Source organism: Amycolatopsis rubida (assembly GCF_900115345.1).
In the GTDB taxonomy this organism is placed as follows: Bacteria; Actinomycetota; Actinomycetes; order Mycobacteriales; family Pseudonocardiaceae; genus Amycolatopsis; species Amycolatopsis rubida.
Window position 1 is genome coordinate 281,481 of the sequence record NZ_FOWC01000005.1, and the last position, 25,884, is coordinate 307,364.

At 71.8% G+C, this 25,884-nt stretch carries 25 protein-coding genes and 1 pseudogene; 3 read left to right on the plus strand and 23 right to left on the minus strand.

Annotated elements, in window-relative coordinates:
* From BM362_RS21780 to pyrR, 14 genes are all read right to left on the minus strand, one after another.
* Positions 1–546: a GNAT family N-acetyltransferase gene (locus BM362_RS21780; RefSeq protein WP_093574346.1), complete on the minus strand. Its 546-nt coding sequence runs from the start codon at positions 544–546 to the stop codon at positions 1–3.
* Positions 547–953: 407 nt separating this feature from the next.
* A complete protein-coding gene (locus BM362_RS21785; RefSeq protein ID WP_067579256.1) occupies positions 954–3,056 on the minus strand; it encodes a primosomal protein N' in 2,103 nt (700 codons plus the stop codon).
* Positions 3,057–3,317: 261 nt separating this feature from the next.
* Positions 3,318–4,520, minus strand: a complete 1,203-nt coding sequence (metK, locus tag BM362_RS21790; RefSeq protein WP_067580141.1) for a methionine adenosyltransferase — start codon at positions 4,518–4,520, stop codon at positions 3,318–3,320.
* A gap of 90 nt (positions 4,521–4,610) precedes the next feature.
* The gene (gene coaBC, locus BM362_RS21795; protein WP_161269694.1) at positions 4,611–5,843 is read right to left on the minus strand and encodes a bifunctional phosphopantothenoylcysteine decarboxylase/phosphopantothenate--cysteine ligase CoaBC; all 1,233 of its coding nucleotides are present in this window, start codon (positions 5,841–5,843) and stop codon (positions 4,611–4,613) included.
* The gene (gene rpoZ, locus BM362_RS21800) at positions 5,836–6,105 is read right to left on the minus strand and encodes a DNA-directed RNA polymerase subunit omega (RefSeq protein WP_020658117.1); all 270 of its coding nucleotides are present in this window, start codon (positions 6,103–6,105) and stop codon (positions 5,836–5,838) included. The genes coaBC and rpoZ overlap by 8 nt, the downstream gene beginning before the upstream one ends.
* Positions 6,102–6,773, minus strand: coding sequence for a guanylate kinase (gene gmk / locus BM362_RS21805; RefSeq protein ID WP_067579259.1), 672 nt, complete (start codon positions 6,771–6,773; stop codon positions 6,102–6,104). Before gmk ends, rpoZ begins: the two co-directional genes overlap by 4 nt.
* Positions 6,770–7,087, minus strand: a complete 318-nt coding sequence (gene mihF, locus BM362_RS21810) for an integration host factor, actinobacterial type (protein ID WP_003096398.1) — start codon at positions 7,085–7,087, stop codon at positions 6,770–6,772. The genes gmk and mihF overlap by 4 nt, the downstream gene beginning before the upstream one ends.
* A 107-nt stretch (positions 7,088–7,194) precedes the next feature.
* Positions 7,195–8,037: an orotidine-5'-phosphate decarboxylase gene (gene pyrF / locus BM362_RS21815; protein ID WP_067579261.1), complete on the minus strand. Its 843-nt coding sequence runs from the start codon at positions 8,035–8,037 to the stop codon at positions 7,195–7,197.
* Positions 8,034–11,351: a carbamoyl-phosphate synthase large subunit gene (gene carB / locus BM362_RS21820; RefSeq protein WP_067579263.1), complete on the minus strand. Its 3,318-nt coding sequence runs from the start codon at positions 11,349–11,351 to the stop codon at positions 8,034–8,036. Before carB ends, pyrF begins: the two co-directional genes overlap by 4 nt.
* Positions 11,351–12,478 (minus strand): glutamine-hydrolyzing carbamoyl-phosphate synthase small subunit, encoded by a 1,128-nt coding sequence (gene carA / locus BM362_RS21825; RefSeq protein ID WP_093574347.1) that lies wholly within the window; start codon positions 12,476–12,478, stop codon positions 11,351–11,353. Before carA ends, carB begins: the two co-directional genes overlap by 1 nt.
* Positions 12,475–12,978 carry a PH-like domain-containing protein gene (locus BM362_RS21830; RefSeq protein WP_067579267.1) on the minus strand — a complete coding sequence of 168 codons (504 nt, stop codon included), beginning with the start codon at positions 12,976–12,978 and terminating at the stop codon, positions 12,475–12,477. The genes carA and BM362_RS21830 overlap by 4 nt, the downstream gene beginning before the upstream one ends.
* A complete protein-coding gene (locus tag BM362_RS21835) occupies positions 12,978–14,264 on the minus strand; it encodes a dihydroorotase (RefSeq protein ID WP_093574348.1) in 1,287 nt (428 codons plus the stop codon). Before BM362_RS21835 ends, BM362_RS21830 begins: the two co-directional genes overlap by 1 nt.
* Positions 14,261–15,208, minus strand: coding sequence for an aspartate carbamoyltransferase catalytic subunit (locus BM362_RS21840; protein ID WP_067579271.1), 948 nt, complete (start codon positions 15,206–15,208; stop codon positions 14,261–14,263). The genes BM362_RS21835 and BM362_RS21840 overlap by 4 nt, the downstream gene beginning before the upstream one ends.
* Positions 15,205–15,801 carry a bifunctional pyr operon transcriptional regulator/uracil phosphoribosyltransferase PyrR gene (pyrR, locus tag BM362_RS21845; protein ID WP_067579273.1) on the minus strand — a complete coding sequence of 199 codons (597 nt, stop codon included), beginning with the start codon at positions 15,799–15,801 and terminating at the stop codon, positions 15,205–15,207. Before pyrR ends, BM362_RS21840 begins: the two co-directional genes overlap by 4 nt.
* 261 nt (positions 15,802–16,062) lie before the next feature.
* On the opposite strand from pyrR, the gene bldD reads away from it, so the two are divergent.
* Together bldD and BM362_RS49990 are read left to right on the plus strand one after the other, a co-directional pair.
* Positions 16,063–16,551 carry a transcriptional regulator BldD gene (gene bldD, locus BM362_RS21850; RefSeq protein ID WP_003096372.1) on the plus strand — a complete coding sequence of 163 codons (489 nt, stop codon included), beginning with the start codon at positions 16,063–16,065 and terminating at the stop codon, positions 16,549–16,551.
* Positions 16,552–16,557: 6 nt separating this feature from the next.
* Positions 16,558–16,686, plus strand: coding sequence for a hypothetical protein (locus BM362_RS49990; protein WP_255366064.1), 129 nt, complete (start codon positions 16,558–16,560; stop codon positions 16,684–16,686).
* A 772-nt stretch (positions 16,687–17,458) separates the two neighbouring features.
* On the opposite strand, the gene nusB is transcribed toward BM362_RS49990, so the two are convergent.
* Genes nusB through BM362_RS21865 form a run of 3 tightly spaced genes read right to left on the minus strand, consistent with a single transcriptional unit; the run spans position 17,459 to position 19,615 of the window.
* Positions 17,459–17,917 (minus strand): transcription antitermination factor NusB, encoded by a 459-nt coding sequence (nusB, locus tag BM362_RS21855; protein ID WP_067579275.1) that lies wholly within the window; start codon positions 17,915–17,917, stop codon positions 17,459–17,461.
* Positions 17,917–18,480 (minus strand): elongation factor P, encoded by a 564-nt coding sequence (gene efp, locus BM362_RS21860; protein WP_067579277.1) that lies wholly within the window; start codon positions 18,478–18,480, stop codon positions 17,917–17,919. The genes nusB and efp overlap by 1 nt, the downstream gene beginning before the upstream one ends.
* A gap of 43 nt (positions 18,481–18,523) precedes the next feature.
* Positions 18,524–19,615, minus strand: coding sequence for a M24 family metallopeptidase (locus BM362_RS21865; protein ID WP_093574349.1), 1,092 nt, complete (start codon positions 19,613–19,615; stop codon positions 18,524–18,526).
* Between the two features lie 107 nt (positions 19,616–19,722).
* Here BM362_RS21865 and BM362_RS50640 point away from each other — a divergent pair, with 107 nt between their 5' ends.
* Positions 19,723–20,325, plus strand: a complete 603-nt coding sequence (locus tag BM362_RS50640; protein ID WP_093574350.1) for a B-4DMT family transporter — start codon at positions 19,723–19,725, stop codon at positions 20,323–20,325.
* Here the strand turns inward: BM362_RS50640 and BM362_RS21875 are convergent.
* The 6 genes and pseudogenes from BM362_RS21875 to aroC form a co-directional block, all read right to left on the minus strand.
* Positions 20,249–21,739, minus strand: coding sequence for a glycoside hydrolase family protein (locus BM362_RS21875; RefSeq protein WP_208865298.1), 1,491 nt, complete (start codon positions 21,737–21,739; stop codon positions 20,249–20,251). The genes BM362_RS50640 and BM362_RS21875 overlap by 77 nt on opposite strands.
* Before the next feature lie 543 nt (positions 21,740–22,282).
* Positions 22,283–22,387, minus strand: a pseudogene (locus BM362_RS50910) (type II 3-dehydroquinate dehydratase); the annotation flags it as partial.
* Between the two features lie 25 nt (positions 22,388–22,412).
* Entirely contained in the window at positions 22,413–22,844 is a 432-nt protein-coding gene (gene aroQ / locus BM362_RS21880) for a type II 3-dehydroquinate dehydratase (RefSeq protein WP_093574352.1), read from the minus strand.
* Complete coding sequence (gene aroB / locus BM362_RS21885) at positions 22,841–23,956, minus strand: 3-dehydroquinate synthase (RefSeq protein ID WP_093574353.1); 1,116 nt, start codon at positions 23,954–23,956, stop codon at positions 22,841–22,843. The genes aroQ and aroB overlap by 4 nt, the downstream gene beginning before the upstream one ends.
* A 202-nt stretch (positions 23,957–24,158) precedes the next feature.
* Complete coding sequence (locus tag BM362_RS21890) at positions 24,159–24,683, minus strand: shikimate kinase (RefSeq protein WP_198545256.1); 525 nt, start codon at positions 24,681–24,683, stop codon at positions 24,159–24,161.
* Entirely contained in the window at positions 24,680–25,867 is a 1,188-nt protein-coding gene (aroC, locus tag BM362_RS21895) for a chorismate synthase (RefSeq protein ID WP_067579287.1), read from the minus strand. Before aroC ends, BM362_RS21890 begins: the two co-directional genes overlap by 4 nt.
* Positions 25,868–25,884: the final 17 nt, after the last annotated feature.

Here is a 25,884-nt window from a genome sequence, read left to right on the forward strand (position 1 = left end):
TCAGCGTTCGCCGCGGGTGCGGCCGGCGAGCGGCGCGGGACGGTCGTCCGGCAGCCGCTTCACCAGCACGTGGCAGCGCTCAGCTTCGGAAGTCGTGCGCCCGTCCGGCGAAACGCGCTCGGCGTAGCAGACGACCGTGCCGTGGCCCCAGTCGTGGTAGCCGAGGCGGCGGTACAGCCGGGCGGCGCGAGTGTTGTCCGTGCGGACCGCGAGCGCGCCCAACGCGTGCCCGTGGCCGACCAGGTAGTCCTCGACCGCGCGCACGAGAGCCGCGCCGATGCCGCGGTTGCGCGCCTCCGGGGCCACTTCCAGGTGAGTCAGCAGCGGGACGCCCGGCAGATGGCCGCGGATCGGCGGCTCCTCGGCGTCTTCGAGCCAGAGGTACACGTCGCCGACCGGCCGCGCGGAGCACCACGCGGCGAACAGGACGCCGAGCCCTTTCGCCTGCCGGGTGAACCGGTCCTCGAAAAACCCCTGGTCGCCGAGGACCTCCGCCAGCGCCGCGAGGTCCGCCTGCTCAGCCGGCCGGATCGAGACCTCGCCCATCAACGCCGACTCCTGTCCGCGGGACCGGGGCACGCGAGCGGCAGGCCCTGGCCGCGGTCCTGATCTTGGCCGCCCGGCCTCAAGAGTATGTGTGCGCCCGGGAGCCGCGAAGACGGCGAATGCCGCAGCGCGATCCGGCGAACGGAGCAACCGGCCGCCCCGCGCCGCCGCGCCCCTCCCCCGGTTTTCACGTTTCCCATACACCCCGGGACGAGCCGGTTCAAACGGAAACCGCGCAGTAGTGCGGAAAACCGCTTCTGTCGCGAGGTTCGGCGCGGGAATGAGCGGTCGGCTGGGCGGGGTTCAGCGGATCCAGTCGTGTTCGCGGGTGTGCGCGGCGGCGGAAGCCAGGTGCACGACCGCGTCCCGGCCGCACTGGGTCAGCGCGCTGCCGAACGTCCCCGTTCCTAGATCAGGTCCAGCGGATCCAGCTGCACCCGCACCGGCTCGACCGCTTTCCGGGCGTCCCGGCGGGCCACCGCGTCGCGCACCACCGTCGCCAGGGCGCGGCCGTCCGGGCGGGCCACCCGCACCAGCGCCCGTTCTCGTTCCGCGTTGCCCTCGTCGTCGTAATCGCCCAGCGGGACCGGACCCAGCACCTCGCCGCTGCCCGGCAGCGGAAGGTCGTCGAGCACGCTCGCCACCGCGGCCGGGCTGCCCTCGACGCTCGCCATCCGCATCGCGGGCGGGAAACCGAGTTCCCGGCGCTGGTCCAATTCCTGGCTCGCGTGCCAGGCCGGGTCCCAGCGCACCAGAGCCTGCACCACCGCCAGCCCGCCTTCCGCGCCGACGATCACCCGGCCCCCGCCCGACGCCGGGCGGACCAGCGAGCCTGCGGCCATCCAGCGGCGGAGAGTTTCTTCCGCGGCACGCAGATCCTGACGTCCCAGCAACGCCCAGCCGTCCAGCAGCAGCGCCGCGCCGTACCCGCCTTCGGCGACCGGCTCCGCGCCTGGCGTGCAGACCACCAGCGCCGGGCGACCCGGGACGGTCGCCAGCACTTCGGTCGCGCCGGAGGTCCGGACCGGAACCCCGGGGAAGGCCCGGCCCAGTTCTTCGGCGGTGCGTTTCGCGCCGACCACCACCGCCCGCAACCGGACGGAACCGCAAGCGGGGCAACGGAAAGCGGTCTCCGGGACACCGCACCACCGGCAGGCGGGCGGGCGCGGGGCGCCGTCCGCCGACCCGCCGGGCAACGCGAGCGGACCGGCGCAGCGACGGCAGTGGGCGGGCGTCCGGCAGTGGCCGCACGACAATCCGGGAACGTAACCGCGGCGCGGAACCTGGACCAAAGCCGGCAGTCCGGCGGCGAAAGCTTGGCGCGCGGCTTCGAACGCGACCGCGGGCAGCCGGGCGACCCGGGCGGCTTCGTCGCGCGCCACGTCGAAGTCCTCGCCGACCGGGGTCACCCGCGGGGCGGCGGCGCGGAGTTCGGCGCGACCGGCCTGGATCTGTTGCGCCCAGCCGGATTCCACCAGCAGCTGCGCCTCGGCGGTCCGGGCGAATCCGCCGGCCAGGAACGCCGATTTCGTGGCGTGGGCCCGATCCATCAGCACATCCCGCACGTGCGGGTACGGGGCATGCGGATCCAGGTGCAGATCGTCGCCGTCGTCCCAGACGACGAACAGACCGGGATCGGCGACGGGCGCGAACATCGCCGCGCGAGTGCCGACCACCACGCGGACCGCACCGCGCAGCACGGAAAGCCAGCGACGGTACCGTTCGGCCGGTCCCAGCCCGGCGATCAGCGCGGCGACGCCCTGCTCCCCCACCAGTTCGATGCACGCCTCGTGCACCCGGGTGAGGTCGCGGTGGTCCGGGACTACCAGGACCGCACCTCGGCCTCGGGCGGCCGCGGTGGCGGCTGCTTCGGCCAGGCGGCGCGGCCAGTCCTCGCCGGGGAGTGCTTGCCAGACCGCGTTCGCTTGGCGGGATTCGGCGATCGCTTCCAGGAAGGCTTCGCCGTGGTGGTAGCGGGACCAGGCGGAGACGTCCGGCGCGTCCGGCGCGGGGGCCGGTGCCGCGGGTGGTTCGCCTTCTGCCTTCGCGTGCCTTGGGGGCAAGGCCAGGCGCAGGACGTCGGAGAGGGTTCCGGCGTACCGGTCGGCTACCGAGCGGCAGACGGCGTGCAGCGAGGGCGGGAGGACGGGCTCGCTTGAGGTGACGCGTTCCAGGTAGGCGAGTTTTCGCTCGTATTCCGTCGTGTCGGTGCGTTCGATGAGGTAGCCGTCGACGAGCTGACCGGCGAAGCGCACCCGGACTCGGCAGCCGGGGACCGCGGATTCGTGCAGTTTTTCCGGGACCTGGTAGTCGAAGGTGCGGTCCAGGTGGGCCAGGGGAATGTCTACGGCGATCTTCGCGACCGGGAGTTCCGGGGCGGGGGTTTGCTGGCCTTTGCGGGAGCGGGCGGGTTTGCGGGGGGTCTTCTTCGCCGGGGTGGCCTTCGGCTCCGGGGTGGAGCGCGGAGGCTCCGGGAGGTCCCATAGGGGGGTGGGCTCGGAGCTGGTCACTGGAAGATCTCTACCAGACTGGTCCGACAGTCCTGTTGCCGAGGGAAGGGTGCGGCGAGGCCCGAGTGTGCTGACGGTTCCGGGATGCGGGACGGGCTGGCTGCCTCGACGCGTTGGGTCCGCTGGCTGCGGTTCTCGGCACCGTGCGGCCGGACGAGCCGGGAGAACGGGCCGTGAGGGTTCCCCTCACGAAACGACGGCGGGTCGTGAGGGGAACCCTGGGGGAATCAGAGTCAATGAGGGTGGCTCACGGACAGCGGGTCAGGCGCCTGCCAGCGAGCGCAGGGCGTCGGCGCGGGCGGTGCTTTCCCACGGGAGGTTCAGGTCGGGGCGGCCGAAGTGGCCGTACGCGGCGGTCGGGGCGTAGATCGGGCGCAGCAGGTCCAGGTCGCGGATGATCGCGGCGGGGCGCAGGTCGAAGACCTCGCTGATGGCCGACTGGATCTTGCTCGGATCGACCGTCTCGGTGCCGAACGTCTCGACGAACAGGCCCACCGGGGCGGCCTTGCCGATCGCGTACGCCACCTGCACCTCGACCCGTCCGGCCAGGCCCGCGGCGACCACGTTCTTGGCCACCCAGCGCATCGCGTACGCGGCCGAACGGTCCACCTTGGACGGGTCCTTGCCGGAGAACGCGCCGCCGCCGTGGCGGGCCATGCCGCCGTAGGTGTCGACGATGATTTTGCGGCCGGTGAGCCCGGCGTCGCCCATCGGGCCGCCGATCACGAAGCGGCCGGTCGGGTTCACCAGGAGACGGGTGCCGCCGGTGTCGAGGCCCAGTTCGGCCAGCTCCGGCTGCACGACGTGCTTGCGCACGTCGACCCCGAGCATCTGCTCCAGGTCGATCCCGTCCGCGTGCTGGGTGGAGACCACGACGGTGTCGAGCCGCACCGGCTGTTCGCCCGCGTACTCGATGGTGACCTGGGTCTTGCCGTCCGGGCGCAGGTACGGCAGCACGCCGTCCTTGCGGACCGCGGTCAGCCGGCGCGACAGGCGGTGTGCGAGCGCGATCGGGAGCGGCATCAGCTCGGGCGTGTCCGAGCAGGCGTAGCCGAACATCAGGCCCTGGTCGCCCGCGCCCTGGCGGTTGATCTCGTCCTCGTCCGATTCCACGCGCGATTCGTACGCGGTGTCGACGCCCTGCGCGATGTCCGGGGACTGCGAGCCGATCGCCACGTTCACGCCGCAGGAGTTGCCGTCGAAGCCCTTGGCCGACGAGTCGTAGCCGATGCGCAGGATGACGTCCCGCACGATGGTGGGGATGTCCGCGTAGGCCTCGGTCGTCACCTCGCCCGCGACGTGCACCTGGCCCGTCGTGATCAGGGTCTCGACCGCGACCCGGCTGCGCGGGTCCTTGGTCAGCAGGCCGTCGAGGATCGAGTCGCTGATGGCGTCACAGATCTTGTCGGGGTGGCCTTCCGTCACGGATTCCGACGTGAACAGCCTTTTCGTGGACGCAGACACGACCTCGTCACTTCCCTCGGTCAAGCGATGGCGCCCCACCGGTATTTCAGGCGCTCCTGGCACAGCCCACCCTACCCAGCGGGCCTGTAGCTAGAGTCGACGTTCGATCAACGCTGTTACGGCATCCCACAATGTGGCCGCCAGCCGGGCTTTAGCGCCCTGCGAGATGACCTGCTCAGTGCCGTCCGAGGCGAGCAGCCAGCCCGCGTTGTCCTCGGTGCCAAAGGCTTTTCCGTCGCCGACCGCGTTGACCACGAGCAGATCCGCGCCCTTGCGGCGGAGCTTGGCGCGGGCGTGGTCGAGCACGCTGCCGTTCTCGTCGCCGGTTTCCGCGGCGAAACCCACCACGATCTGCCCGGAACGCCGTTCTCGCACCAGTTCGGCGAGGATGTCGGCGTTGCGGTCGAGCGTGAGGACCGGGTCCGGGCTGTCCTCGGACTTCTTGATCTTGTGGTCGGCCAGCGTCGCGGGCCGGAAATCCGCGACCGCGGCGGCCATCACGACGACATCCGCGTCCGCCGCGGCGGCGTGCACCGCTTTGCGCATCTCCTCCGCGGTGGACACGCGCTGCAGCGTCGCGCCGGCGGGGGACGGCAGTTCGTCGGTATGCCCGGCGACCAGCGTCACCTCGGCGCCGCGCTGCGCGGCGACCCGGGCGAGCGCGAAGCCCTGTTTGCCGGACGAGCGGTTGCCCAGGAAGCGGACCGGGTCCAGCGGTTCGCGGGTGCCGCCCGCGGAAATCACCACGCGGAGGCCTTCGAGGTCCCGCGGCAACGCGCCAGGCTCGGCGAGCAGCAGCCGGGCCAGGTCGACGATCTCGGCCGGGTCGGCGAGCCGTCCCTTGCCGGTGTCGACGCCCGTGAGCCTGCCCGCGGCGGGTTCGGTGACGACCAGGCCGCGCGAGCGCAGCAGTGCCACGTTGTCGCGGGTGGCCGGGTGCTCCCACATCTCGGTGTGCATCGCCGGGAAGAACGCGACCGGGCACCGGGCGGTGAGCAGGGTGTTCGTCAGGAGGTCGTCGGCGAGCCCGTGCGCGGCCTTGGCCAGCAGGTTCGCGGTCGCCGGGACGACCAGCACGAGGTCGGCTTCTTTGCCGGCCCGCACGTGCTGCACCTCGGGCACCTCGGTGAAGACCCCGGTGTGCACCGGGTTCCCGGACAGTGCCTCGAAGGTCGCCGCGCCGACGAAGTTCAGCGCGGCCTCGGTGGGCACGACGCGGACGTCGTGCCCGGATTCGGTGAGGCCCCGCAGGACCTCGCACGCCTTGTAGGCGGCGATGCCGCCGCCCACGCCCAGGACGACCCTGGGCTTGGCGTCATTCACCCTCGGTGTGCTCAAGCAGCCCGCCGTGGATCTCGCGCAGCGCGATCGACAGCGGCTTCTCACGGGGGCCGGGCTCGACCAGCGGGCCCACGTACTCCAGCAGGCCCTCGCCCAGCTGCGCGTAGTAGTCGTTGATCTGCCGGGCCCGCTTGGCCGAGTAGATCACCAGCGCGTACTTCGAGGAGACCTTCTCAAGCAGGTCGTCGATCGGCGGGTTGGTGATGCCTTCGAGCTCTTCCAGCGTCGCCTGTTGCACAGTCACTCGTGGTGCTCCGTATCGTCACATCGTTCGGCGGCGGAATCGCCACCGCCGGCAATCAAGTCTAGCAACCGCCGCGCGGCGACCTCGACGTCGGCGTTCACGACCCGTTCGTCGAACTCCCCGGCCGCGGCCAGTTCGCGTTCCGCCTCGGCCAGCCGGGCGGCCACCGCGGCCTCGGTCTCGGTGCCCCGGCCGGTGAGCCTGCCGACCAGTTCTTCCCAGGACGGCGGCATCAGCATGACCAGCCGCGCCTCCGGCATCGCGGCCCGGACCTGGCGCGCGCCCTGCAGTTCGATCTCCAGCACCGCCGGACGGCCCTCCGCCAATGCCTGCTCGACCGGCTCGCGCGGCGTGCCGTACCGGTTGCCCGCGAACTCGGCCCACTCCAGCAGCCGGTTCCCGGCCACCATCCGGTCGAATTCGGCGGAATCCACGAAGTGGTAATGGTTTCCGTCGACCTCGCCCGGCCGCGGCGCCCGCGTCGTCACCGAAACGCTGAAGTACAGGTTCGGCTCGAGCAGGCGCAGCTGTCCCACCACACTCGACTTCCCGACGCCGGAAGGGCCGGAGACGACGGTGAGCCGGGGGCGGGAGAGATCTCCTGCCACCGGCTCACCGCCGCGGTCGGCGCCCCGGGTCACCGGGTAGTCCTGACCGACGCCGCTCACTCGCCGCTGAACTCGGCCAGCAGCGCCTTGCGCTGCCGGTCGCCGAGCCCGCGGAGCCTGCGGCTGGGGGCGATCTCCAGTCGTTCCATCGTCTGCTGGGCCCGGACCTTGCCGACGCCGGGGAGCGCCTCGAGCAAGGCCGAAACCTTCATCTTGCCGAGGACTTCGTTCTCCTCGGCCTGCTTCAGCACGTCGACCAGAGTGGTACCGCCCCGCTTCAGCCGCTCCTTCAGCTCAGCACGGATGCGGCGGGCGGCGGCGGCCTTCTCCAGCGCCGCAGCACGCTGTTCCTCTGTCAGCTGGGGAAGTGCCACGTTTTCCTCCGGTAGTTCTCACGTCTGGGTGGGTGACGCGACGGTACCCACCCCTGAGCAGGGGCCACAATGCGGGGGTGGCTGGTGGAGCGCGATTCCGGGGCCTGCTATTGGCCTTTTCCGCGCAGTCCCGCCAACCGGCCGTTCACCTCTTGGGCCGCACGGCGTAACGCCGCCGGGTCCGGGCCGTGGCGCAGCAGGTCGCGCGACGAGGCCGGGAGCAGGCCCGGGAGGCCTTCCCCGAAGACTGCCCGCAAATCCGCCTCAGTTGCCCCCTGCGCCCCGAAACCGGGCGCGAGCACCGGTCCGTTGAGCCGGCTCAGGTCGACCTCCCCAGGAGCCACAGTGGCCCCTACGACCACGCCGACGTCGCCGTACGGCTCAGCACCTGCGTTGTGGTCCGCCGCAGCGTCTACGACGCTCTGAGCGACCGTACGGCCGTCTTCGAGCCGCGCGCGCTGCAACGCGTCCGCTTCCGGGTTGGACGTGCGCGCGAGCACGAAGAGCCCGTTGCCCGCTTCGCGCGCCGCCGCGACAGCTGCGTCGAGCGCGCCGAAGCCGAGGTACGGCGACACCGTGGCCGCGTCTGCGGTGAAAGCCGCCTTCTCGGCCACGTACGCCGCCGTATAGGCCGCCATCGTCGAGCCGATGTCACCGCGCTTCACGTCCAGCAGGACGAGCGCCCCGGCGTCGTGGGCCACGTCTACGACGCGTTCGAGCACCGCCACCCCGGCGGACCCGAACGCCTCGAAGAACGCCGACTGCGGCTTCACGATCGCCGCCACCTCGCCCAGCGTCTCCGCGGCGCTGAGCGCGAAGCGTTCGAGCCCGCTCGCGTCGAGCGGCAGGCCCCACGCCTCGATCAGGCCCGGATGCGGGTCGATCCCGGCGCACAGCGACCCGCGCGCGGCCACGGCTCCGGCGAGCCGGGCCCCGAATCGGGCGGTCACGACGTCGCCTTCAGCGCCGCCTGGAGGTCCTGGAGGCTGCGCACGCCGATGTCGCCGCGGATCAGCGCTTCGATGCCGTGCACGGCCGCCGCGGCGCCCTGCACCGTGGTGACGCACGGAATGTCGCGCGACACCGCGGCAGTCCGGATTTCGTAACCGTCCACGCGCGGTCCGCTGTTTCCGTACGGCGTGTTGATCACCATGTCGACGTCGCCTGCGAGGATCACGTCGACGATGTTCGGCTCGCCCGCGCCCGGGTCCGGCTCGGAGTGCTTGCGCACCACCGAACAGGCGACTCCGTTGCGCCGCAACACTTCCGCGGTGCCGGAGGTGGCGAGGATCTCGAAGCCGAGATCGGCCAGCCGCTTCACCGGGAAGACCAGCGAACGCTTGTCGCGGTTGGCGACGGAGACGAATACCCGGCCCGAGGTGGGGAGGGATCCGTAGGCACCGCTTTGCGATTTCGCGAATGCTTTCCCGAAGGAGGTGTCGACGCCCATGACTTCGCCGGTGGATTTCATTTCCGGGCCGAGCAGGGAGTCGACGCCGTGTCCTTCCGGCGTGCGGAACCGGTGGAACGGCAGGACGGCTTCCTTGACCGCGACCGGGGAATCGGCGGGCATCCGGCCGCCGTCGCCCTCGGCGGGCAGCACGCCCGAAGCGCGCAGGTCCTTGATCGTCGAGCCGGTCATCACCAGCGCGGCGGCCTTCGCGAGCGGGACCGCGGTGGCCTTGGAGACGAACGGGACGGTGCGGGAGGCGCGCGGGTTGGCTTCCAGGACGTAGAGCACGTCGTCCTTGAGCGCGTACTGCACGTTCAGCAGGCCGCGGACGCCGACGCCGCGGGCGATGGCCTCGGTGGAGCGGCGGACCGCGTCGAGGTCCTGCGCGCCGAGGGTGATCGGCGGCAGCGCGCAGGAGGAGTCGCCGGAGTGGATCCCGGCCTCCTCGATGTGCTCCATCACGCCGCCGAGGTAGAGGTCCTCGCCGTCGAACAGGGCGTCCACGTCGATCTCGATCGCGTCGTCGAGGAACCGGTCGACCAGCACCGGGTGCTCCGGGGTGACCTCGGTGGCGCGGCGGATGTAGCCGGCGAGGGACTCCTCGTCGTAGACGATCTCCATGCCGCGCCCGCCCAGCACGTAGGACGGGCGGACCAGGACCGGGTAGCCGATCTCGTCGGCGATCCGCTTAGCGCCCTCGAACGAGGTCGCCGTCCCGTACTTCGGCGCGGGCAGCCCGGCGGCGGTGAGGACCTCGCCGAACGCGCCGCGGTCCTCGGCCAGGTCGATCGCCTCCGGCGGCGTCCCGACCACCGGCACCCCGGCGTCGGCCAGCCGCTGCGCGAGCCCGAGCGGGGTCTGCCCGCCCAGTTGCACGATCACCCCGGCCACCGTGCCGGACTGCTGCTCGGCGTGCACGACCTCCAGCACGTCCTCGAACGACAGCGGCTCGAAGTACAGCCGGTCGCTGGTGTCGTAGTCCGTGGACACGGTTTCCGGGTTGCAGTTGACCATCACGGCCTCGAACCCGGCCTCGCGCAACGCGATCGCCGCGTGCACGCACGAGTAGTCGAACTCGATGCCCTGCCCGATCCGGTTCGGCCCCGACCCGAGGATCAGCACCTTCGGCTTGTCGCTCTGCGCGGCGACCTCGGAGGTCGCGGCGGGGTCGGTCTCGTAGGCCGAGTAGTGGTACGGGGTCTTCGCCGCGAACTCCGCCGCGCAGGTGTCGACCGTCTTGAACACCGGCCGCACCCCCAGCCGGTGCCGCAGCGCCCGCACGCCGTCCTCGCCCGCCAGTTCCGGCCGCAAAGCCGCGATCTGCCGGTCGGACAGGCCGGTGCGCTTCGCCCGCCGCAGCAGGTCGCCGTCGAGCACCGGGGCGTCGCGGACCTCCGCGCCGACCTCGCCGATCAGCGCGACCTGGTCGATGAACCACGGGTCGATCCCGGACGCCTCGTGCACCTGCTGGACGGTCGCGCCCAGCCGCAGCGCCAGTTCCACCTCGTAGAGGCGGCCTTCGTGCGGGGTGCGCAGCGAGTCCAAAGCGGACTCGGCGGTGGCGCCCTCGGGGTCGGGCAGCGTCCAGAACCCGGTCGCCTTCGTCTCGATCGACCGCATCGCCTTCCCCAGTGCTTCCGGGAAACTGCGGCCGAACGACATCGCCTCGCCCACCGACTTCATCGTCGTGGTCAGCGTCGGGTCCGCGCCGGGGAACTTCTCGAACGCGAACCGCGGCACCTTCACCACCACGTAGTCCAGCGCGGGCTCGAACGAGGCCGGGGTCTCGCCGGTGATGTCGTTGCGGATCTCGTCGAGGGTGTAGCCGATCGCCAGCTTCGCGGCGATCTTCGCGATCGGGAAACCCGTCGCCTTCGACGCCAGCGCGGACGAGCGGGACACGCGCGGGTTCATCTCGATCACGACCATCCGGCCGTCCTCGGGGTTGAACGCGAACTGGATGTTGCAGCCGCCGGTGTCCACGCCGACCTCGCGCAGCACCGCGATCCCGACGTCGCGCATCACCTGGTATTCGCGGTCGGTCAGCGTCATCGTCGGCGCCACGGTGACCGAGTCGCCGGTGTGCACGCCCATCGCGTCCACGTTCTCGATCGAGCACACGACCACCACGTTGTCGTGCTTGTCGCGCATCAGTTCGAGCTCGTACTCCTTCCAGCCGAGCACGCTCTCCTCGATCAGCACCTCCGTCACCGGGGACTCGGTGAGCCCCGTCGACGCCAGCCGCTCCAGGTCCTCGGGCGTGTGCGCCATGCCCGAGCCGAGGCCGCCCATGGTGAACGAGGGCCGGATGACCACCGGCAGACCGAGTTCCCCGACCGTCGCGCGGACCTCGTCCATGTCGTGGCACACCCGCGACCGCGGGACGTCCGCGCCGATCGTGCGCACGATGTCCTTGAACTTCTGCCGGTCCTCGCCGCGCTGGATGGCGTCGATGTCCGCGCCGATCAGCTCCACGCCGTACTTCTCCAGCACGCCGCGCTCGTGCAGCGCCACCGCGCAGTTCAGCGCGGTCTGCCCGCCCAGCGTCGCCAGGATCGCGTCCGGGCGCTCGGCGGCGATGACCTTTTCCACGAAGTCCGGCGTCACCGGCTCGATGTAGGTCGCGTCCGCGAACTCCGGATCCGTCATGATCGTCGCCGGATTCGAGTTCACCAGGGACACGCGCAGGCCCTCGCTGCGCAGCACCCGGCAGGCCTGCGTGCCCGAGTAGTCGAACTCGGCCGCCTGCCCGATCACGATCGGCCCGGAGCCGATCACCAGCACGTGCTGGATGTCCGTCCTCTTCGGCATCAGGCCTTCTTCTCCATCAACTCAACGAATTCGTCGAACAGCGGCGCGGCGTCGTGCGGACCCGCGGCCGCTTCGGGGTGGTACTGCACGGAAAACGCGGGCACGTCGAACGCGCGGACGCCCTCGACGGTGTCGTCGTTCGGGCAGTAGTGGCTGATCCGCGCGGCCCCGTAAGGGGAATCGAACCGCTGGCCCGGCTCGCCTTCGAGGGCGAAACCGTGGTTCTGCGCGGTGATCGCGACCCGCCCGGTCGCCACGTCGATCACCGGGATGTTGATCCCCCGGTGCCCGTACCGCATCTTGTAGGTGCCCAAACCCAGTGCCCGGCCCAGGATCTGGTTGCCGAAGCAGATCCCGAACAGCGGAATCCGTTGCTCCAGCACGGTTTTCGTCAGCGCCGTCGCGTGCGCGGTCGTCGCCGGGTCGCCCGGGCCGTTGGACAGGAACACCCCGTCCGGCTCCAGCGCCAGCAGTTCCTCCGCGCTCGTGCTCGACGGCAGGACGTGCACCTCGATGCCCCGCCGCGCCATCAGCCGCGGCGTGTTCGATTTGATCCCGAGGTCCAGCGCCGCGACGCGGAACCGCTTTTCCCCTTGCGCCGCAACGACATAAGGCTTGTCCGTGGAGACCTCGCCGGCGAGATCCGCGCCCTTCATCGGCGGGCTCGCCAGCACCTCCGCGACCATCTGCTCGTCGCTGCCCAGCGCGTCGCCGGAGAACACCCCGGCGCGCATCGCGCCCTGCTCGCGCAGGTGCCGCGTCAGCGTCCGGGTGTCCACCTCGGAAATCCCGACCACGCCCTGGCGCACCAGTTCCTCGTCCAGCGACCGCTTCGAGCGCCAGTTCGACGGAGTGCGCGCGGGATCGCGCACCACGTAACCGGAAACCCAGATCCGGGCCGATTCGTCGTCCTCGTCGTTCCAGCCGGTGTTGCCGATCTGCGGCGCCGTCTGCACCACGATCTGCCGGTGGTACGACGGATCGGTCAGCGTTTCCTGGTAACCCGTCATGCCGGTGCAGAACACCGCCTCGCCCAGGGTCCGCCCGCGCGCGCCGTACGCCGCGCCGCGGAACACCCGGCCGTCTTCGAGAACCAGGGCGGCGGGGCCGCGAGTGCCGGTGCTCACTGGGCACCTCCCTTGATGTCGTGATCGGAAAGTTCTTCGATCCAGTGCGGATAGTCGTCGAGGTCGTCGCCGCGGAATCCGGTGTCCAGCGCGACGTCGCCGAGCTGCCAGGTGATCACCAGCAGCACGTCGGTGCCGGTAACCTTCCCGGCGAGCCGCGAGTCGCGGCGGATCCCGGTGATCGAGGCGCGCGGGATCCAGAAGTCCGGCAGCCCGCCGCGTTCCACGGCCACCCCGTCCGGGTGCAGCCGCCAGACCGCGCCGGAGCGCGGGCCCGCGCCTCGCGTGACGACTCGGTCCTGCCAGTCGCCCGCGGTCGTGGTGCCCACGCACACGCCGGTCGATTCGAGCTGGAACTCGCCGGGCTCGGCCGGGATCTCCGGGAACGGGGCGATCCGCGCGCTCTGCGAACGCGCCTTGCGCCGCCAGCCGGCCCACATGCCCCACAGGCACAGCAGGAAGAACGCGACGATCCCCAGCGTCAGCAGCAACCGCTCCATCAGCAGATCTTCCCTTCGCGCGCAGTGATCCGCCCGCGCAGCAGAGTCGCCGTCACCACGCCGGGCAACCGCATTCCCTCGTACGGGGTGTTGGCCGCGATGCTGGCCAGGTCCGCCCCGCGCACGGTCCATTCGGCGTCCGGGTCGACCAGCGTCAGGTTCGCCGGTTCGCCCGCCTCGATCGGACGGCCGTGCCCGGCCAGGTTCCCGACCTCCGCGGGCCGCTCGCTCATCACGCGGGCGACGCCGCGCCAGTCGAGCAGGCCGGTCTTGACCATCGTCTCGACGACCACCGACAGCGCGGTCTGCAGGCCGAGCATGCCGGGCCGGGCCGCGGCCCATTCGGTGTCCTTCTCCTGCGTGGCGTGCGGCGCGTGGTCGGTGGCGACGCAGTCCACGACGCCCTCGGCCAGCGCGGCGCGCAGCTTCTCCGCGTCGCCGCCGGTGCGCAGCGGCGGGTTGACCTTGTTGACCGGGTCGTAGCTCTCCAGCCGGTCGTCGGTCAGCAGCAGGTGGTGCGGCGTGACCTCGGCCGACACCTTCGTGCCGCGTTCCTTCGCCCAGCGCAGGATGTCGACAGTGCCCGCGGTGGAGACGTGGCAGACGTGCAGCCGCGCGTTCGCGTGCAGCGCCAGCAGGCAGTCGCGCGCGACGATCGACTCCTCCGCCGACGCCGGCCAGCCCGGGTAGCCGAGCCGCGACGCCTGCTCACCCTCGTGCGCCTGCGCGCCGACGGTGAGCCGCGGCTCCTCGGCGTGCTGGGCGATCACTGCGTCGAGCGCGGTCGAGTACTCCAGCGCGCGGCGCATCAGCAGCGGGTCCGCGACGCACACGCCGTCGTCGGAGAAGACCCGCACCGCCGCGGTGCCCTTGGCCATCGTGCCCAGTTCGGCGAGCTTCTCGCCCTTGAGCCCGACGGTGACCGCGCCGACCGGGTGGACGTCGACCAGGCCGACCTCCTGCCCGCGCCGCCACACGTGGTCGGTGACGAGCGCGTTGTCGGCGACCGGATCGGTGTTGGCCATGGCGAACACGGCGGTGTAGCCGCCCAGCGCCGCGGCGGCGGACCCGGTGTCGACGGTCTCGGTGTCTTCGCGGCCCGGCTCGCGCAGGTGCGTGTGCAGGTCGACGAACCCGGGCAGCAGGACCTGGCCCTTGGCGTCGAGCACTTCGGCGCCCTCGGGAACGTTCACCGCGCCGATCGCGGCGATCACGCCGTCGGAGATCAGGACGTCCGCCGGCTCGCCCTCGCCGTACGGGCGGGCGCCCTTGATCACGATGCTCACGCGGCAGCTCCTTCACTGGCCAGCAGGTGGTAGAGGACCGCCATGCGCACGTGCACGCCGTTGCGGACCTGTTCGGTAATGGCCGAGGAGGGGGAATCCGCGACCGCGGAGGCGATCTCCATGCCGCGCAGCATCGGGCCGGGGTGCAGCACGACGGCGTGGTCCGGCAGCAGCGCCTGGCGGCGTTCGGAGAGCCCGTAGGAGATCGAATATTCTCGCGCGGAGGGGAAAAAGCTCTGCCCAGGGCCCCCGCCCGTCATGCGCTCCGCCTGGACGCGCAGCATCATCACCGCGTCGACCGCGGGCAGCTCGGCGTCGAGGTCGTGCGACACGCTGACCGGCAGCTTCTCCACCCCGACCGGCAGCAGCGTCGGCGGCGCGACGAGCACCACCTCCGCGCCGAGAGTGCTGAGCAGGTGGATGTTCGACCGCGCGACCCGGCTGTGCAGGACGTCGCCGACAATCGCGATCCGCCGGTCCTGCAGGGAACCGAGGCGTTCGCGCAGTGTCGCCGCGTCCAGCAGCGCCTGGGTGGGGTGCTCGTGCATGCCGTCGCCCGCGTTGACCACCGCGGTGCCCGGACCGGCGAGCCAGCCCGACAGCCGGTGCGCGGCCCCCGAGGCGGGGTGCCGGATGATCACGCAGTCGGCGCCCGCGGCAGCCAGCGTGAGCGCGGTGTCCCGCAGCGATTCGCCCTTGTTCACCGAGGAACTGGACGCCGAGACGTTGATCACGTCCGCGCTCATCCACTTCCCGGCGATCTCGAACGACACCCGGGTGCGCGTCGAGTTTTCGTAGAACAGCGTGATCACGGTGCGGCCGCGCAGCGTCGGCAGCTTCTTGACCTCGCGGCCGAGCAGCGTGTGCTTGAGCTCGTCGGCGGTGTCGAGCACGGCGGTCGCGGTGTCCGCGTCGAGCCCGTCGGTGGCGAGCAGGTGCTTCACCGGGTTTCTCCTTCCGGCGCGCGCAGCAGCACCGCGTCCCGGCCGTCGGTTTCCGACAGCAGCACGGAGACGCCTTCGGCGCGCGCGGTGGGCACGTTCTTGCCGACGTAGTCGGCGCGGATCGGCAGCTCGCGGTGGCCGCGGTCGACGAGCACCGCGAGCTGGACGGCACGCGGGCGGCCGTGGTCGCGCAGGGCGTCGAGGGCGGCGCGGATGGTGCGGCCGGAGAACAGGACGTCGTCGACGAGGATGACGACCCGGTTGTCGATCCCGCCCGGCGGCAGCTGCGTCTGTTCGAGCGCACGCGGCGGACGGCGGCGGAGATCGTCGCGGTAAAGGGTGACGTCGAGGGCGCCGTGCGGCGGCGCGGCCCCGGCGAACTCGCCGATCTTCCCGGCGAGGCGCGCGGCCAGCGGAGTGCCGCGGGTGGGGATGCCGAGCAGCACCGGGTACTGCTCCGGCGGACCGGCTCCGAGAGCGGTCTTCTCGATGACCTGGTGGGCCATCCTCGCGATCGTGCGCGCGACATCACCGGCGGACAGCAGCTCGCGCTCTCCCGCCGGCTCCGCCGCGCCACGCGGACGTGACGACAAGGCGGACCTCCTTCCCCGCCTCTCTGGACGGGTCCTTAAAGGACGTCGGCAACCGGCTGCTGCCGGAAACCGCACCGACAGTAGCAGGACCGGTCAATCAGTCTTCCGGGTGGTACGCGCACGGCCGCCACCTGCGCGGACCGACCTTCTGCTTGACCTGGTGACAACTATGCGTAACCATTACTCTGAGTATTCGACTCGAGGAGTCCCCGGCTCCGGTCCTCCCGGCCGGGCAGGGGCGATGAAACGGAGAACCACCAGATGGGCGATTACGCCAAGGCGCTCGGGGCCAAGCTCCGCGGGATCCGCCAGCAGCAAGGCCTGTCCCTGCACGGGGTCGAGCAGAAGTCCGGCGGCCGCTGGAAGGCCGTCGTGGTCGGCTCGTACGAGCGCGGCGACCGGGCGGTCACCGTCCAGAAGCTGGCCGAGCTGGCGGACTTCTACGGCGTGCCGGTGGTCGAACTGCTGCCGGAGGGCCGGGTCCCCTCGGGAGCCGAGCCCGCCACGAAGATCGTGATCAACCTGGAGCGGCTCCAGCAGCTCCCCGCGGAGAAGGTCGGCCCGCTCGCCCGGTACGCGGCCACGATCCAGAGCCAGCGCGGCGACTACAACGGCAAGGTGCTCTCCATCCGCACCGAGGACCTGCGCTCGCTCGCCATCATCTACGACATGACCCCCGGCGAGCTGACCGAGCAGCTCATCGACTGGGGCGTCCTCCCGCCGGAAGCCCGCCCGTCCAAAGAGGACTGAGCACTGATGGCGGCGACGGCCGTGCACGACGCGGCGGGCTTCCCGCACCCGGGGAACCGGGAACGCCCGCCGCGCTTCGGGCTCCAGCCGACGTTCTCCGCCGCCGCGTCCGGCCTCGGCCTCGGCCTCGGTTGATTCAGCTTGCCCGCGAGCGCCGACCTGCTTGGGTCCGCGGCACTCGGCCGGGCCGACCCCGATTGATCCAGGGTGCCCGCGAGCGCCGACCTGCTTAGGTCCGCGGCGCTCGGCCGAACCAACCTCGATTGATCCAGCTAGCCCCCCCCCAACGCCGACCGGCTTGGCTCCACCACACTCGGCTGAACCAACCTCGATCGATCCAGGGTGCCCCCGGCCGATGACTGCTGTTTTCCGCCGCGCGGCAAACCGGCGAGAACCGGCGGAATTCCTCGTGTCAGCCGCGCTGAGAGCCGGATTCCGGCGTGTTTCCCGTTCCAGGCCGCGGGGCCGGGCCTGCATCCTCGCCGCTTCCGGCCGCGACGCCGGGGCTGTTTCCTCGCCCCGCTCCACGCCGCGACGCTGGGGACCGCGTCCTCGTCCACGCCGGTTCCCGCTCCGGATTTCTGGTTTCCCGGCGAATTCCCTTGCCGTGCACCGGATTTCCCCGCTGGCCGGGTCCAGCTGGGGCGCTCCCCCGCGGGATGCTCACTCACCGCAGCGATACGGGAAGACCGCCGCTCCGAACTCACCTGATCGCCGCGCGACCGCCCGGGTCCGCCCGCCGCGAATGGCGCCCGCCGACCGGTTCTGATTCCGCTCGGTGATCAATTTTCTCCCGGACGCCCCTCGCGTCCGGCCGCCGCGGCCCGGCGGTGACCCGATCAGGCAGCGGCCATTCAGGTGGTGCTTTCCCCCAGCCGGGTGACCTCTGACTACCGAGCCGCCAGAGCTACAGGACCGCGCGCAGCCGGTCGGCGATCGTGCCGATACGGCCGAGCACGCCGTTGATGAACCGCGGCGAGTCGTCCGTCGAAAGTTCCTTCGCGAGGCCGACCGCTTCGTCGATCGCGACCGCGTCGGGGACGTCCGCCGACCACAGCATCTCGTACACGCCGACGCGCAGGACCGCCAAGTCGACCGGCGGCATCCGCTCAAGGGTCCAGCCCTGCGAGTGTTCCGCGAGAAGTTCGTCGATCCGCTCGCGGCGGGCCGTGACGCCCTCCACGACGGCGATCGTGTAGTCCGCGACCGGGTCGACCTCGACCGCGCCGACCCGATCGGCCAGCAGCGTGACCGGGTCGGCGGACCGCTGGGCGGCCTCGTACATCATCTCGACCGCGCGCCGGCGCGCTTGGCGCCTGCTGATCGCGCCGCCGCGGTTCGGGTGCGGGGGAAGCTTGTCCGCCATCAGCTGGAGACGCGGCCGAGGTAACGGCCGTCGCGGGTGTCGACCTTGATCTTCTCGCCGGTCGAGAGGAACAGCGGGACCTGGATCTCCGCGCCGGTCTCCAGCGTCGCCGGCTTGGTGCCGCCGGTGGAACGGTCGCCCTGGAGGCCCGGGTCGGTGTGCTGGACGACCAGTTCGACCGAGGTCGGCAGCTCGACGTACAGCGGCTCGCTCTCGTGCACCGCGACCTGGACCTCGGTGTTCTCGAGCATGTAGTTCGCGTTGTCGCCGACGGTCTCGGCGGGCACGGTGATCTGGTCGTAGGTGTCGCCGTCCATGAAGACGAAGTCCGCGCCGTCCTTGTACAGGTACGTCATGTTCCGGCGGTCCACCGTGGCCGTCTCGACCTTCGTGCCCGCGTTGAAGGTCTTGTCGACGACCTTCCCGGTCAGCACGTGCTTGAGCGTGGTGCGCACGAACGCACCGCCCTTGCCCGGCTTGACGTGCTGGAACGCGGTGACGCTCCACAGCTGGCCGTCCAGGTTGAGGACGAGTCCGTTCTTCAGGTCGTTGGTGGTGGCCACGAGTCTTCAGGTCTCCTGTGTTCGATCTCTTCGGCCGCGGCCGTCAGACGGCCACGAGGTCCTTGGTGCTCAGGGTGAGGAGTTCGGGTCCGGAGTCCCGCACGACGAGCGTGTCCTCGATGCGCACGCCACCGCGCCCCGCGAGGTACACGCCGGGCTCGACGGTGACCGCCATACCGGCGGACAGTGTACCGACGCCCGCCGCGGCGAGACTCGGTGCCTCATGCACTTCCAGCCCGACGCCGTGGCCGAGACCGTGCGCGAACTGCTCTCCGTACCCGGCGTCGGCGATCACCGAGCGGGCCGCGGCGTCCACTTCGGACACCACCGCGCCGGGCCGGACGGCCTCGGCGCCCGCCGCCTGCGCGCGGTGCACCAGGTCGTAGATCTCGCGCTGCCAGTCCGCGGGTTCGCCGAGGACGACCATGCGGGTCATGTCCGAGTGGTAGCCGTCGACCGTGGCGCCGAAGTCGAACTTCACGAAGTCGCCGCGGCTCAGCTCGGCTCCGGTCGGGCGGTGGTGCGGAATCGCCGAGTTCGGCCCGGCGGCGACGATGGATGCGAAGGAGATCCCGGCCGAACCGTGCTCCAGCATCCGGGTCTCCAGGTCGCGGGCCACTTCCAGCTCGGTCCGGCCCGGCCGTACTCCCCCGGCCTCGATCAGCGCGGCGAGCGCGCGGTCGGCGGCGGCGCACGCGGCGCGCAGCGCGGCGATCTCGACCTCGTCCTTGACCACCCGCAACTGCTCGACCAGCCCCGGCGTGCGGACCAGCTCGACCCGGTCGAAGCGCACCTTGAGGTTCTCGTGCTCCTCGACGCTCACGTGCTGGCTCTCGAACCCGGCCCGGCCGTAGCCCTGCTCCGCCGCGTGCGCGGCGAGAGCCCGGGCGCTGGCACGGTCGAGCAAGCGCTCCAGGTCGGGCACCTCCGCTTCCGACTGGGTCGTGTAGCGCCCGTCGGTGCAGAACAGGGTCTTCGCGTCGCCGCCCGCGTGCAGCAGCAGCGCGGCGTTCGACCCGGTGAACCCGGTCAGGTAGCGGATGTTGAGCAGATCGGTGACCAGCAGCGCGTCGACCCCGTTCTCGTGGAGCAGGGCGGCGAGCGCGGCGCGGCGGCGAGCGTGGATTTCCGGCACCCGGCCAGCTTAACCAGCGGCTTCCGGCCTCCTGTTCCAGCAGGGCTCCGGCGCGGCGAGGAGGACGGCCTACTGGCGGTTAACTTCGGCGCGCCTACACTCCGTCCATGCTGGGTGCCTGGTTGACGCGCGGGATGGTCATGGCGGTCGTGCACGCCGCCGCGATGACGCTGCTCGCCAAGTGGTCCGTGTTCCACCCGACCGGCCAGACGCTGTTCACTTCGCTCACCATCGCCGTACTGGTCGGCCTGGCGGCGCTGTGGAGCGCGATCGACGGCTGGCGCGGCCTGCGCGACCGAGGGCGGGCCTGGTTCATCGCCTCCCTGGTCGCGGGCGTGTGCTCGGGCATCCTGTACGTGATCGGGCGGGCGGTCTTCGTCGACCAGACCGGGGTTTCCGAACTGGGCGCCGCGCTCACCGGCGGGGCGGCGTTCTCCGCGCTGCTGGTGCTGGTGCCCGCCGGGCTGGGGTTGTTCGTCGGCGGCCGGATCCGGCGTCCGGCGGAGGATTCCGACGCCGAGCCCGAGCCGGAGCCGGACGACGAGGACGAAGACGGCACCGGCAGCCGTTCCGGCGAACTCGAACTCCCGCCGAGCCCGGCCCCGCGAGCGGAGAAGCCGAAACCGTCTCCGGTCAGCCGCCCAGCGGCAGACCGCGCGCGGCGCCGTCCCACTGTCGCGGGTCGATCTCCTGCACCCCGGAACCGTTGAGCGGCACGATCGTCGTGTCCGGCAGGCCGTAAAGCTGCCCGTCGAGGACCATGCCGTAGCCGCGGCCGTACGCGTGCACGACGGTCGCGCCCGAACGCAGGCGGGTTTTCACCGGCACCTCCGGCACCTGCGGCAACGGCCGGTTCACCAGTTCCCCGGCGAGCACCTCGGCGACTGAACGCCGGTCGATCCGGATCCGCTCGCCGCGGCGGTAGAGGTCGATCATGCGGTCCGGGGACGGCATCGCGACGCCGTCGAAGGTCGCCGTGCTGCGCGAGGGCGTGGAGCAGCCGCCCGCGCCTTTCACGTCCAGCCCGAAGTGCTTCAGCCCGGTCGGCGCGCCCGTCGGGCCGGTCTCGGTGGCGCGCACGACGTCCAGCGAAACCAGGTCGCACGGATCGCTGACCGAGGTCGGCGCGTGCCCGTCCGGACGGCGGACGAGACCGGGGCCCTCCTTCCACGGGCCCGGGATCACGACCGGTTTGTAGGGCTGCATGGTGAAATCGCGGTCCCGGAAGGTGATCGTGGTGCCGTCGGCGGTTTCGTGGGCGATGGCGAAGGCGTCGAGCGCGCCGACCCACTCCAGATCCACGCTGAACGCGTCGACCACCGAACGCGTCCGCGGCGCGGCGGTGGTCGCGGTGGGCTCGAATCCCTTCTCCCCCAACGCTTCCACGCCCTCGCGGAACGCCGGGTCGTGCGCCCGGATCACGAACTGCCCCGCCCCGTTCCAGCCCGCCGCGCGGCCGGTGGTGTCGGTGAACATCAGGTAGTACCAGCCGTCGAGGAAGACCACCGAGGGCTGACCGGCACCGTAGACGTTGGCGCGGTGGGCGTCGTGGGACGCGCCGAGAATCGGTTTGCCGCCGTTCGAACGGGTCCAGTGGATGCCGTCCGGGCTGGTGGCCATGCCGATCGCGTTGCCGAGCGCGTGGTCGCCCGCCGCGCCGGTGTAGTACATGAAGTAGGTGCCGCCCACGCGCAGCACGGACGGGTCGCAGGTGTGCATGCCGTCGAAGTTCCCGGGCGCGCCGGACAGGACCGCCGGGGGCGCGCCGCCACCCGGCCCGGTGAAGGGTCCGTCGGCCGAGGGACCTTCGGCGTAGAGGATGTCGTCGCCCGGCGGCGGGGCGCTGCTGTACTGGCTGCACCACCAGATCCGGGTGCGGCCGTTCTCGGCCATCACGGTCGGGCCGTAGTTGTAGGACGCGTCCGCGGCCCCGGCCGCCACCACGCCGCGGCCTTGCCTGCCTGCCCCCGCGGCGAGCGCGACGTCCGCCGCCCGGGGCGGATCCTTCGGCGTTTGCGTCGCACCGCCCGCGATGCCGCCGTGCCCGCTGCCCTCGGCTTGCGGCTGGGCCGATGTCTGGCTGCACCCGGAAACGAGGGAACCGGCGATCAGCAGCGAGAGCAGCTGACGCACGGGTCGCCGACCCCCACGACGAAACGGGTGCATGATCGCCGAGTGTAGCGACAGCAGCACCGGATGGGTGAACCACGTCGCGCATCTGCCGGTCGGACGGCGGGTTTGCCGGGGGCTTGCTTTTCGGCTGGTGCGCGGTGATCTTCCGCCGCGAGGCCCGGACCAGCGCCCGGCTGCCCGGCGCAGCGGCAGGCCGTGCCCGACCGCATCAAGCCCCGCGATCGCGCCGGTCGCGGTGTCGGAAAGCCTGCCGGAACCACGCCGCGTCCGCCGCTGGACGAGAACGAGCGCGCGGCGATCCGGCACAACGCAAGCCCGTAACCGTCCACGCCGAGACCGGCTTCCCGGCCGCGATACCCGAAAGCCCGCCGCGCCGCCGGAACCACGCCGCGTCCGCCGCGAGATCAGGACGAGCGCGCGGCAATCCAGCACAATGCGAGCCCGTAACCATCCACGCCGAGACCGGCTTCCCCGGTCGCGATACCCGAAAGCCCGCCGTACCGCCGAAACCACCCCGCCACAGCGTCCGCGAGATCAGGACGAGCGCGCGGCAATCCAGCGCAACGCAAGCCCGTAACCATCCACGCCGAGACCGGCTTCCCCGGTCGCGATACCCGAAAGCCCGCCGTACCGCCGAAACCACCCCGCCACAGCGTCCGCGAGATCAGGACGAGCGCGCGGCGATCCAGCGCAACGCAAGCCCGTAACCGTCCACGCCGAGACCGGCGATCACCCCGGTCGCGATGTCGGAAAGCACGCTGTGGTGCCGGAATTCCTCCCGCTTGTGCACATTGCTGATGTGCAGCTCGATCAGCGGCGCGGTGAGCTGGGCGGCGGCGTCGCGGACGGCGATCGAGTAGTGCGTCCACGCGCCGGCGTTCAGCACGACCGGGGTGCCCGCGTCGGCGGCCTCGTGCAGCCAGCCGACCAGTTCCCCCTCGTGGTCGGTTTGGCGCACCTCGACGTCGAGGCCCAGTTCCTGGCCGGTCGCGACGCACAGGTGCGCGAGGTCGTCGTGCGTGGTGGAGCCGTAGACGTCCGGCTCGCGTTTGCCAAGGCGGCCGAGGTTGGGGCCGTTGAACACGAAGGCCTTCACAGCAGCACGCTCCCGCCGTTTTCCGGGGCCTCGGCCGCGATCGCCGAGTAGGCGGCGGCGAGCAGCGACGGGTCGGGGCCTTCCAGCCTGCCGGGTTTGGCCAGCCCGTCGAGAACGACGAAGCGCAGCACGCCGGAGCGGGTTTTCTTGTCGCCCTTCATGGTTTCCAGCAGCTGCGACAGCGCGTCCGGGTCGTAGGCGGTGGGCAGGCCGATCAGCTTGAGCACGGAGGCGTGCCGGTCGGCGGTGGCGTCGTCGAGACGTCCGGCGAGCCGGGCCAGTTCCGCCGCGAACACCAGGCCGACGCTGACCGCCGCGCCGTGGCGCCAGCGGTAGCGCTCGCGGCGTTCGATGGCGTGGCCGAGGGTGTGGCCGTAGTTGAGGATTTCGCGCAGGTCGGACTCGCGCAGGTCGGCCGCGACGACGTCGGCCTTCACCTGGATCGAGCGGCGGACGAGCTCGGCGAGGACGTCGCCCGCCGGGTCGAGCGCTTGCTCCGGGCCGGCCTCGATCAGTTCGAGGATGCGCGGGTCGGCGATGAAACCGGTCTTGACGATCTCGGCCATCCCGGCGACGAGTTCGTTGCGCGGCAACGATTCCAGCGTCGCGAGGTCGACCAGGACGGCCGAGGGCTCGTGGAAGACGCCGACGAGGTTCTTGCCTGCCTCGGTGTTGATGCCGGTCTTCCCGCCGACCGCCGCGTCGACCATGCCCAGCAGCGTCGTCGGCACGTTCACCAGCCGGACGCCGCGCATCCAGGTGCCCGCGACGAACCCGGCGAGGTCGGTGACCGCCCCGCCGCCGAGCGCGACGACCACGCCGCGCCGGTCCAGCCCGATCCGGCCGAGCACCTCCCAGCAGAAGCTGGCGACCGAGAAGGCTTTGCCGTCCTCCGCGTCGGGAATCTCGACGCGGTGCGCGTCGAGCCCGGCCGCGGCCAGTTCGTCGCGAACGGCTTCGGCGGTGGCGGTGAGCGTCGGCGGGTGGATCAGCGCGACCTTCGACGCGTCGGCGAGTTGCTCGGTGAGTTCGCCGAGCAGGCCGCGCCCCACGAGCACGTCGTACGGCTGCGCGGTGGCGACCCGGATCCGGACGGGCGGGGTGGCGGACACGGTTCTCCTCACTGCTCCCGGACCCGGTGGTCCTGGGCTGGGTGGTGGCTCAGCGGCATCGGCTGCTCGCGGACGGGGTGACTGGTCTCCGGCAGAACCAGCGAAGCCGGGCAGCCGGTCCGGTCTGCCGCGGCGGACCGCGCTCGGCTCGGCGCGGCCAGCGGGGCAGGGCCGAGCTGGCCGGGTCCGGGCCGGTGGCGGATCACTGTTCGCGGACCCGATCGGGTTCGAGGGCGGCGACGGCGGCCGCGACGACCTCTTCGGGCGTGCGCTTGTCGGTCTCGATCTCGACGGTCGCCACCTCGCGGTACACCGGCAGCCGCTGGTCGAGCAGGGCTTTGAAGGTGGCGCGGGGATTGATGCCGGCGAGCAGCGGGCGGGCGCTGGACATCCCGGTGCGCTGCACGCCGGCGGCGAGTCCGACGTTCAGGAAAACCACCGCGTGGTCCTGGAGCCGGGCGCGGGTCCCGGGGGTGAGCGGGGCACCGCCGCCGAGGGAGAGGACGCCGTCGTGTTCGGCGAGGGCGATGGCGACCGCTTCCTCTTCGATCGCGCGGAACGCGGGTTCGCCGTCGTCGGCGAAGATGTCCGAGATGGCGCGTCCGGCGCGGGCGACGATGTCGTCGTCCGTGTCGCGGAAGGACACGCCGAGCGCGGCGGCCAGCAGCGGGCCGACCGTGCTCTTGCCCGAGCCCGGCGGTCCGATGACGACCGCGCGCGGGCTCACCAGCGCTCCTCGAGCGCCTTCAGGTACGACTGCGCGTTGCGCCGGGTCTCGGCCAGCGAGTCGCCGCCGAACTTCTCCAGCGCCGCGTCCGCGACGACCAGCGCCACGACCGACTCCAGCACCACGCCCGCGCGCGGCACCGCGCACACGTCGGAACGCTGGTGGATCGCCACGGCGGGCTCGCCGGTCCGGACGTCCACTGTGGACAGTGCCTTGGGCACGGTCGAGATCGGCTTCATCGCGACGCGCACCCGCAGCGGCTCGCCGTTGGTGATGCCGCCCTCAAGCCCGCCCGCGCGGTTCGACCGGCGCGTGACGCCGACCGGTCCGGCACCGCGGTCGATCTCGTCGTGCGCCTGGCTGCCCCAGCGGCGGGCGGTGGTGAAGCCGTCGCCGACCTCGACGCCCTTCATCGCCTGCACGCCCATGAGCGCGCCGGCGAGCCGCGCGTCGAGACGACGGTCCCAGTGCACGTGCGAGCCGAGGCCCGGCGGCAGCCCGTAGACGATCACCTCGATCACGCCGCCGACGGTGTCGCCTGCCTTCCGCACCGCGTCGACCTCGGCGACCATCGCCTCGGTCCCCTCGGCCGAGAACGCGCGCACCGGGCTCTCGTCGATCGCCGCGAGGTCGCCCGGCCGCGGGAGCGGGCCGTCGGGAGCGTCGGCTCCGCCGATGGAGACGACGTGGCTCAGCACCTCGGCCCCGAGCAGCTGCCGCAGGAAATTCCGCGCGACCGTGCCGAGCGCGGTCCGCGAGGCCGTCTCGCGGGCGCTGGCGCGCTCCAGGACGGGGCGGGCCTCGTCGAAGCCGTACTTCTGCATGCCGGGCAGGTCGGCGTGCCCCGGACGGGGCCGGGTCAGCGGCTCGTTGCGGGCGAGCCCGGCGAGCTCGGCCTCGTCGACCGGATCGGCCGCCATGACCTTCTCCCACTTGGGCCACTCGGCGTTCTCGATCTGGACGGCGATCGGGCCGCCCTGGGTGATCCCGTGCCGGACCCCGCCGAGGAACTGGACCTGGTCGGTCTCGAAGCCCATCCGGGGGCTGCGGCCGAACCCGAGCCGGCGCCGCGCGAGCTGCGCGGAGAGGTCCGAGGTCGTCACCTCCACCCCGGCGGGCAGCCCTTCGAGCACAGCGGCGAGGGCGGGTCCGTGCGATTCTCCAGCGGTGATCCAGCGCAGCACCGGCCAATCCTGTCACG